The following is a 9,256-nucleotide window of genomic DNA, read 5'->3' on the forward strand; positions in this document are numbered from 1 at the left end:
CGGAGATGGAGGGTCAAGATCAAGCTCTCACGAAGAGTTTCCAGCTATCACTCTTTACTACGCAGCAGAAGCCCCGCATCCCGCTCAACCCACCCTCCCCCAGAACTGAGCTTAGCCGCAGAATGGCAGCTCTATCACAGTCCTCTAACACGGTAAAAAATACAGGTGTTGCAAACGTTAAATTAACAACCTCACTAATGATAAATCCTGAGCTCAATACCGAGCATAATCTGAAGCAGAACATGCAGACTTTTGGTGAAACAACTGCTGAGGTTGTTGACTATATAACTGGCACAATGTCCGATAAGTTTCTGCCTGAACTAAAACGTGCACATGACAAGTTAGTACAACAAAATTTGGCTGATAAGGCGAAATCACTGCTTCACCGCCATGCAAAACTGCATCCTCTTGGATTTGGAGCCTGTACGAGAGATGTAGCTCGCTGGGGTTGTCCTCATGCGCTTAAGTGTCAGTCTGGTCTACCTTGTGGCTACTTCACTCTTACAGGTCGTCTTGGCGAAGCGGAAGAAGCATCACGACGTTTATCAAACAAGCGAAAAGAAATCATTCAACTCCGTAAGTTGACTATAGTGAATCCAGGCTTCATGCTGGCATTAAAAGAACAGGAAGAAGCTCTCATCGTGCTCGAGGCTCTTGAAGCTGATACTATAAAGGTTAAAGGCGAGAAAAAACTGGTTTCCCTGTTTTCTGATGATCTGAACAACCCATTATATAAAGTTATTGAGCGAATTAATAAACAAATGCTAATTGGCAAAACTCCAAAAACCCTAGCTGATCTTTTCTTTATTGAACAGAAACGTATAGAGAGAAATAATAATGGCTAAGACCCCGCGCAGTCGCAATGCAGACGATAAAGTCATTCAGGGTAAGGAACTTGATGCTTACATCAAAGCCGAGCTACAAGCTATGGTGCAAGAGGGACTGGAAAAATCCCCCATTCAACCATCTACGTTACATGCCCGTCTTAAAGCCAAAGGAATAGTTAAAGGTGGCATTAGTACCCTCACCTCTCGAAAAATTATCATCAATAATTACAGGCTTCGCCAGCATAACAACTACGAAGATGGCAAACGAGAGTTGACTACAGATGAAAAGGCTAAATTGGCCATGGGCCGAACCGGCGCTGCTTATATAAGTAAGGCAAATCGTCTTGATGCTGAAATTATAGCATTGAAAGCTAAATATGAACGAAATGTACTGGCGCTCGCCGACATCATTGAGTATATCGACAACGCAACTCCTATCAAAGTAGAGGACATGCTTGCAGACGATCTCATTCGAGAACTTGCTGAGCGCAAAAGAAATTCAAGAATGAGCTAATGAGTAAACGCCCTACTCTATTCGTAAAATTAGCGCACTAATTATCAATACTCTCTCTTCTATGTCCTTTATGTCGAAGGGAGTCTTCCATTCTAATGCCGATTTGGTTCATTACACCAATTTAATGCTGCACTTTCGTTACCTTCTAAAAGATCAATAGCCTTTTGTAGAACATCATGTGTTACCACCATGTTTTACACCTGAAGACGTTTTGAGTGCTTCGATGAGATTACTTCGCTCTTCCTCTGTCATCCGGGATATGAGTAATGCAAGTTCTGCTGTGGTCTGATCATCACAAAAAAAGTAGTTTAACGGCACGTTTAACTCTGACGCCATCCGTCGAAGCGTATCAATATCGGGGACATGCCGCCCTTTCTCATAATGATTCATACGACTGCTAGCCGAAGCGGGATCAAACCCAACAAGGAGGCCCAGCGAGCGCTGTGATAAACCCGCCCTGCATCTCGCTTCCTTAAGTCGTTCTGGTATCGGATTTTTTTCAGACACTGATTCATCTTCATTAGCCTCGAATGCTTAGATTGTCTAAGTATCTGCCATTGTTGTATACTTAGCAATCCTAAGTTAACTGCATTGTTTTAGTCATATGAATAGTCGAGTATCCAACCCTGAGTCGTACATATTTTCTGCAATAATCCACATTGGCAAAGATAACTTCACCAGTAACGATATAGCAATAATTCTTGTCGAGCGATTCTCACTCCCGAAAACCTACCTAAAGGCAAAAGCTTTTGCTTATAACCAAATTCAATGCCTAGTTAAAAAAGGATTATTAAATAAAGTAAGAAAATCAGGAGTGTATCAATATTTATACTCACCCACATCAGAATTCAACATCGCAATGGAAAATGTGCAATTAATTGAGGCAACCCAAAAAAGTTCTCGCCAGTTTTCAAGCGCTAATAGCTATGAACATAATAATGTAAATATTCAAATAAGAACTCTTATTGAAAAATACAGCAGTGAATTGGAAAAAATATCAGGAGCAAAAGAAATTTATGAAGAATTGATAATTGCCGTACCGAGCAGGGAAAATGAATTCCGGAAACTTTCTCTAGAGCAAGACAAAAAACACATTAAGATAAATGAAAAAATAAATACATTGATTGAGATTGTTAATCATACATTTCAATAAGGCAATGAATTCCAGAAAGGATTTAAAGTTTAATAGAGTCGTGAAAAAGAGAGGGCAAAGCCGAGACCGCCCTCTCCCTTCATGCGCTGATAAACTTCACTAATATGAGATTAACGGCGCGTACCACTATATGCTAGACCTGAAAAATATAATCTTAGTCAGTCCCAGATGCAACCTTTAACACTTCAATGCAACAAATTAAACAACGAGTCATCCTTTCACCTTAAAAGCTGTAAAGTAAAAAAACACCCTGTAGGCTGTTTTTTACGTAAAGTGAACTTATTTTAAAATAATCGACATGGTCTCCTACTTATGGATAATGTTTTCCCGGTCAGACTTCTTAGCCAGTTACGGCCACTTTTAATTGGTTTTCGTAAATCAAAAGGATTAACTCAAAGAGAATTATCCGCCAGGTTGGGTGTCACTCAGCAGACTTATGCTCGCCTTGAGGCAAACCCTTCAAAAGCAAGTTTTCAGCGCCTGTACAACGTGTTAAATATTTTGGGAGTGGAGATTTCGCTTAGTTCTGAACCTATTTCAACTTATACAAAGGCTTCAAATTTGGTTGAAAAGGAGTTTGATTCACCGGCAAGGCGTGAAGAATGGTGATAGTAGCCAGGCTATTTGATAGGGCTGTACGTCAGGCACTGCCCCTAAGGAAGGTGCGATTTGTGAGCAAGGGCGCTTTGCATCGGGGTTAGCGGACCGTCAATATGGGAGTTAGCGAGCACACAACCAGCCGCGAAGATCCCCGCGTCATAGCGACATAGAGGTGTCGTGCATCCATCTCTTCCGGGGATGTGATGACTGCCACCTCTCCTTCCAGCCCCCTTAGCAACAATGTGCTGCCGATTACACGCCGGGCCAGCGGTCGACTCTCGTGGCGATTGCGTTCTCGCTCATTTACCGTGGCGTCTGCAAAAGTGTAGCCTCCGGCTGCAGCCGACTGCAGGGCGCGCAAACAACAGCGCAATACCTCTGGCCGATAGACCCGCGCATTGTCCTGACGAGTCAGAAGGCGCAACGCCTCTGCGGCCAGCATAAAACCTGGTCTCTCTGCAAATGCCACAAACGTTGCTTCGGCAACCGTCGGCGGGTTGCGGGCTCGCCCTCTTCGTAGCGTTTTTAGGCGGGGCAGCAATGCTGCGGGGCCAACCTAAATAGCTGCGCCGAATAGTAGATCACTTAAAGGGAACTCAGCCCGGATTGTGCGATCTGATCAATCGCCAAACATCACAAATCACCAACCGGACTGAGCGATGCCGATCATAGCACCTATTTCTCGTGACGAACGACGTCTGATGCAGAAAGCTATTTATAAAACGCGTGATAAAAATCACGCCCGCAGACTGACCGCCATGCTGATGTTGCATCGGGGAGACCGTGTCAGCGACGTCACCAGAACGCTCTGCTGTGCCGGTTCATCCGTCGGGCGCTGGATTAACTAGTTCACACTGTCAGGTGTTGAAGGTCTGATATCACTGCGTCCGGGTCGTGAACGCAGGTGGCCCTTTGAACAAATTTGTGCGCTGCTGGTGCAACTTGTCAGTCGTTCCCCCGGTGATTTTGGTTATCAACGTTCTCGCTGGAGCACCGAACTGCTGGCAGCAAAAATCAATGAGATAACCGGATGTAAACTTCATCCCGGCACCATCCGCCGATGGCTTCCTTCTGCGGGGGTGGTGTGGCGCAGGGCTGCCCCCACTCTACGTATACGCGATCCACACAAGGATGAAAAAATGGCGGCAATCCACAAGGCTCTGGATGAATGTAGCGCTGAGCATCCGGTGTTTTACGAAGATGAGGTGGATATTCATCTCAACCCCAAAATCGGTGCTGACTGGCAGATACGCGGGCAACAAAAACGGGTGGTCACGCCCGGCCAGAATGAAAAATACTATCTGGCAGGAGCGTTGCACAGTGGTACAGGAAAAGTCAGCTACGTAGGCGGCAGTAGCAAAGCCTCATCTTTGTTTATCAGTCTGCTGAAGCACCTGAAAGCGACGTACCGCCGGGCCAAAACGATTACGCTCATCGTGGACAACTACATTATTCACAAAAGCGAGAAAACACGAAACTGGCTGAAGGCGAACCCAAAATTTAAGGTTACTTATCAACCAGTTTACTCGCCGTGGGTGAACTATGTTGAGCGTTTATGGCAGGCGTTGCACGACACGATAACGCGCAATCATCAGTGCCGTTCAATGTGGCAACTACTGAGGAAAGTTCGTCATTTTATGGAAACCGCCAGCCCGTTCCCCGGAAGAAAGCATGGTCTGGCAAAAGTGTAGCGGTATTAGGCGCAGCTATTTAGGTCATGACGCCTGCGGCAAACTGCACCAGGCGCGTCAACGCATCCGCAGCTTCCAGGTTAAACGCTGCACCAAAGTCGGTAAGGTCGACCAAATCGACGGCTTCGACGGTCGTTGCCCCCGGGATCTGGCTGGCCACCTGCTGAAGCCCGCGGGTGTCGTAGCTGTTTCCAATCACCAGTACCTGCCCGTTCGCGGTGACCGCGCGCGTCAGGGCGGCAGTAAGACGCTGCTGAACAGCGGTTTCTGCCTGTAACAGGGGCTTGCTTTAGGGCTAATGAAGTTGCTGATTTTGATGCCTTAACGGCAGGAGAGTGCATTGATGGATTATCATTCTCACATACCTTTACCGTCTTACCCTTTTTCAGATCGGGCAGAGCGGGAATTGCAGGCGCAGTACCTTTCGCAAGTGCCTTACAGTAACCGGCAAGCGGCCTGGGTATCCGCATTTCGCTGCATCGTTTTGCCAGTAACTCAGTACTGATGTCATACAACACAGCTATACATTCCGCGGGCTCGCACCAGACCAAGTGGTACAGCGTTTCCCGATCCTGGGGCAAAGTCTGCGCGGCATCGTGTGGATTCATCTCTGACATTGCGTCTCCCCTCCTATGGGTACATTATCAGGAATCTTTGCCTGTTGGTGATTGAAAGAAATATGAGCTGCTTCCCATTGATTGGCGCGACTGAAACTGAGCGGGAAGAGATTGACGCCATTTTGCAAGATACGTGGGAAAGCGCTGAGGATGGATTCTTTCAATAGGCCGATTTCGAATCGGGAAAATCTTGACGTGATCAGAACTGATTGATAGGGAGAAACGCCGTGGGGCTATATGAGAAGTGGTGTGAATCCATTAAAGAAAATGATGAACGCAAGTATTACTGGACGTATGTCGAGAAGGACGGCGGCCGCGATGATATCCGCGAGGACCTTGCTGAGACCATTCGCTCGCACTACGAACGACTTGAACTCATCGCCGATGACGTAGGGCGACTAGGATACAAGGTTGCTGCCAAGATCCTCCGCGAGGCAATGCCTAATACCCCGAAGGGCCGCTCTGGCGACCTCGGCGAAATCCTTGCGACTGAACTAGTTGAGGAAGAAATCGGTCTGCGGGTACCCGTGCGCCGGCTCCGTTACAAGGACGGCCGTAACATGGCCATGCGCGGCGATGACATCATCGGCGCGGGCTACCAAGGCAATAAGCTCTGGCTGCTAAAAGGTGAAGCTAAAAGTAACCAGAAGCTTGGCAAAACCACGGTCACCGCCGCCCGCAAGGTCCTCGACCGCGACAATGGCCGCTGCACGCCTGACTCGCTGCTGTTCGTCGCCAATCGCCTGCTGGAGAGCAACGACGCTGGCGATAACGCACTGGGTCGCGACCTTCGTGACGAAGTGGGTCTTAAGTCTATGCCAGCCGATCGCATCGACCACATGCTCTTCACCGTGTCGGGTAACGGCCCTCACGCTTCCCTGAAAGAGAACCTTGAAGCCGCTGGAGTCAACAGGGACCATTACGTCGTGAACATTCACGTCGAAGACCATCAGGATTTCATTGCGGCAATGTACCTAGAGGCGGAAGATCTTGGAGACGACTGAAGAATTAAGCACCTTCCTGACGGCCGCTACAGTTGACGGTATTCTCGGGCGCCTCCTCTATCGCGGTGCAGCTTGGTCGTTGATGCGCAAGAATGGCGTATTGCCGCAAAACGCTCCGCCGCTTGGCGCAACCATCGAAACAGATCTTGCCGAGCACGGTTTTGCCCTGCTTCGAGGCGCAATGGCACTGCGGGCTCAGGCTGGTGCTTCGGAACTCACTGGCAAGGCCTTTGAGCGCGCAGCCAACGCCTTCGAAGCCCTCGTGCGTAATGGTGATCCAGAGTCGCCTGATCGCGGATTCCGCCGCACCATTGCTGCTGCAGCCTACCATCTAGCCGGCTTCTCGGCCGTCGCCTTTTCAATCTTCAACGAGATAGAGGAAGACCTTAACGTCTCACCCGGGGAAATAGCGATCCGACACCTGATACTGCGCGATCTCGATCAACTTCGCGGCTTCGTTCGCGACTGGTTGAATTATGGGGCTCACGGCGATGAGCAGATCGCGGCGGCCCTGCAGGGCGGAGATGCTGACGTCGACGAAGTACTGTCGACAATTCTCAATACGACGATCTGCCGTGCCCTGGCATTTTTCGACTTCGCGCTTGAGACGGGCGAGGTTGAGTCGTTCGAAGCCGCGCGAGGGCTCCTTACCACCGCTGTCGGGCTTGCCGACAACGCTGAGAACGTCCCGCTGTGGTGGATCTCGAACCTCTGCCGTCACCTGATCGACGACTTGTGGCAACACTCACTACACCAGAATTTGCCGACTGAGCCACCCGAGGGTGCGGAGGAAAGATATCCCGACCTGCGGCGGTTGTTTATATCTTCCCTTTACGCCCGCAAGACCTCAGAAGTGGAGCTATGGCCATCGCAGCGCGAAGCCGCCCAGCGCTCCACAGACGTCACGGACGATCTGGTCGTCGCCCTGCCGACCAGCGCGGGCAAAACACGGGTGGCAGAGATTGCCGCGTTAATGACCCTATCCTCCGCACGCCGGGTGCTAATCGTCACACCGCTGCGCGCTCTTTCGGCCCAGACCGAACGAACTTTCAGGAAGACCTTCGCGCCCCTAGGGTTTGGTGTCTCTTCTCTCTACGGCGCCAGCGGCCTTTCGCCCGGTGATGAAGACGCCCTCCGCACACGGGAGATCATCATTGCGACGCCCGAAAAACTCGACTTCGCGCTGAGAAGCGACCAGACGTTGATTGACGATGTCGGCCTGATCGTCCTCGACGAAGGCCACATGATCGGTCCTAGTGAGCGCGAAATCCGCTATGAGACGCTCGTGCAGCGTCTACTTCGGCGCACGGATGCGGCAGAGCGCCGAATAGTTTGCCTTTCCGCGATCCTGCCAAGCGGCGACGAACTCGACGACCTTACCGCATGGATTCGTTCCGACGAACCCGGGGAGCCTGTGCGTTCCGACTGGCGCCCAACGCGCCAGAGATTCGGCGCGCTTACCTGGCGAGGTAAGGACGCGTTGCTACGGCTCGATCTAGACGACGATGGCCCCTTCCTTGACAAATTCGTCGCGGAAAAACCAGCGCTCGGGAAGGAGAAGAAGCCCTATCCACGCAAGAACTCGCACCTCGCTCTGTTCGCGGCATGGGAGTTCGCGAGCCAGGGCAAGCGCACCTTGATCTTCTCTACCCAAGCAAACTGGGTCGAGAGCTACGGCAAACAAGTCGTGGACCTCTGCAAGCGCGGCTATCTGGACTCGTTGCTGGAAGACGAGGCTCCAATCGCCCGCGCCCTAGAAGTCGGCAAGGAATGGTTGGGCGAGGATCACCCAGCCGTGGCCAGCCTGAAGGTGGGCGTTGCCATTCATCACGGCCGACTGCCGAGCCCGTTCCTACGCGAACTGGAACTGCTTCTATCCGAAGGAGCGCTAAAGGTCATTGTCGCTTCGCCGACGCTCTCGCAGGGCCTCAATCTCAACGCTGCCGTGCTGCTTGTGCCCGCGCTATATCGCGCCTCAGAGAAGATCAAAGGAGAGGAGTTCGCGAACGTGGCCGGCCGCGCCGGACGTGCATTCGTCGATGTCGAGGGGCTGATCGTCCATGTCATGTTCGACAAAATCAAATGGCGAAAGAAAGAATGGAGGGAACTGGTCGCCTCTGCCAAGGCCAGGACGCTTAAAAGCGGCCTTATTCAGATCGTTGCCGAAATCCTTGAGCGTCTATCACGCGAGGGCGTCTTGGATATAGATGACGCCTGGGAATATCTCGCCAACGCCCGCGAGGCTTGGAGGTCACCTGAAGAAGAAGCAGTGGTAGCAGAACGACTGGCAGCCGCAGTGGAATACGACGCTTCCACCGACGATGAAGACGAGACGGATGACGAGGAGGAAACCATCGACGAGGAGCCCCTGTCTCAGCTCGTCGAACGCCTCGACGCCACCGTATTCGGTCTGATCGAAGCCCTAGACGCTGATCGCGCCGATCTACCTAAACTTCTAGACGAGGCGCTCAGGGGGTCACTCTGGGCTCGCCAAATTGCTCGGGAGGACGAGGATGTCGCTTCCCTGCACCGGAAGGTATTCGAAGCACGCGCTGCTCTCATCTGGAAAGCTACCACCCCCCCTACGCGACGCGGGCATTTCGCGATGGGAGTAGGGCTCGAAGCTGGCCTCCTCATCGACGCTATGGCGGACGAGTTGGCCGAACTCATCGATAGGGCAGACAGTGCAGCGTTGAGCGGCGACATCAACGAACTCGCCGATGCTCTCGGCGGACTCGGCGAACGCCTGCTGTTCATGCGGCCTTTCATCCCTGACAAGGCGAACGCGCTGCCGCCGAACTGGAAAGCTATCCTACGTAGTTGGGTGTCCGGGGAAGAAGTCTCCAAGAT

The 9,256-nt window shown here is 51.3% G+C and carries 7 protein-coding genes and 3 pseudogenes; 8 read left to right on the plus strand and 2 right to left on the minus strand.

Going from position 1 to position 9,256, the window contains the following annotated elements; all coding sequences use genetic code 11:
* A pseudogene (locus FDW95_RS11730) lies at positions 1–845 on the plus strand (hypothetical protein); the annotation flags it as partial.
* Positions 838–1,341, plus strand: coding sequence for a hypothetical protein (locus FDW95_RS11735; RefSeq protein ID WP_001140767.1), 504 nt, complete (start codon positions 838–840; stop codon positions 1,339–1,341). The pseudogene FDW95_RS11730 and the gene FDW95_RS11735, both read left to right, overlap by 8 nt.
* Before the next feature lie 174 nt (positions 1,342–1,515).
* Here FDW95_RS11735 and FDW95_RS11745 read toward each other — a convergent pair whose 3' ends face one another.
* Positions 1,516–1,848, minus strand: a complete 333-nt coding sequence (locus tag FDW95_RS11745) for a helix-turn-helix transcriptional regulator (RefSeq protein WP_072040316.1) — start codon at positions 1,846–1,848, stop codon at positions 1,516–1,518.
* Positions 1,849–1,945: 97 nt separating this feature from the next.
* Here FDW95_RS11745 and FDW95_RS11750 point away from each other — a divergent pair, with 97 nt between their 5' ends.
* The 4 genes and pseudogenes from FDW95_RS11750 (at position 1,946) to FDW95_RS23190 (ending at position 5,062) form a co-directional block, all read left to right on the plus strand.
* Positions 1,946–2,494, plus strand: a complete 549-nt coding sequence (locus tag FDW95_RS11750) for a hypothetical protein (protein WP_115258507.1) — start codon at positions 1,946–1,948, stop codon at positions 2,492–2,494.
* A 312-nt stretch (positions 2,495–2,806) separates the two neighbouring features.
* Positions 2,807–3,103, plus strand: coding sequence for a helix-turn-helix transcriptional regulator (locus tag FDW95_RS11755; protein ID WP_061356411.1), 297 nt, complete (start codon positions 2,807–2,809; stop codon positions 3,101–3,103).
* 650 nt (positions 3,104–3,753) lie between these two features.
* A pseudogene (locus FDW95_RS11765) lies at positions 3,754–4,785 on the plus strand (IS630 family transposase).
* Positions 4,766–5,062: a hypothetical protein gene (locus tag FDW95_RS23190; protein WP_170972994.1), complete on the plus strand. Its 297-nt coding sequence runs from the start codon at positions 4,766–4,768 to the stop codon at positions 5,060–5,062. Before FDW95_RS11765 ends, FDW95_RS23190 begins: the two are co-directional and overlap by 20 nt.
* 88 nt (positions 5,063–5,150) lie before the next feature.
* Here FDW95_RS23190 and FDW95_RS23770 read toward each other — a convergent pair.
* A pseudogene (locus FDW95_RS23770) lies at positions 5,151–5,402 on the minus strand (hypothetical protein); the annotation flags it as partial.
* Positions 5,403–5,629: 227 nt separating this feature from the next.
* On the opposite strand from FDW95_RS23770, the gene FDW95_RS11785 reads away from it, so the two are divergent.
* Complete coding sequence (locus FDW95_RS11785; RefSeq protein ID WP_115258505.1) at positions 5,630–6,406, plus strand: DUF1837 domain-containing protein; 777 nt, start codon at positions 5,630–5,632, stop codon at positions 6,404–6,406.
* On the plus strand, positions 6,393–9,256 hold a 2,864-nt coding region (locus FDW95_RS11790; RefSeq protein WP_137363510.1), incomplete at its 3' end, for a DEAD/DEAH box helicase. The genes FDW95_RS11785 and FDW95_RS11790, both read left to right, overlap by 14 nt.

The organism is Citrobacter sp. wls718 (genome assembly GCF_005280945.1).
Classification (GTDB): Bacteria; Pseudomonadota; Gammaproteobacteria; order Enterobacterales; family Enterobacteriaceae; genus Citrobacter; species Citrobacter gillenii.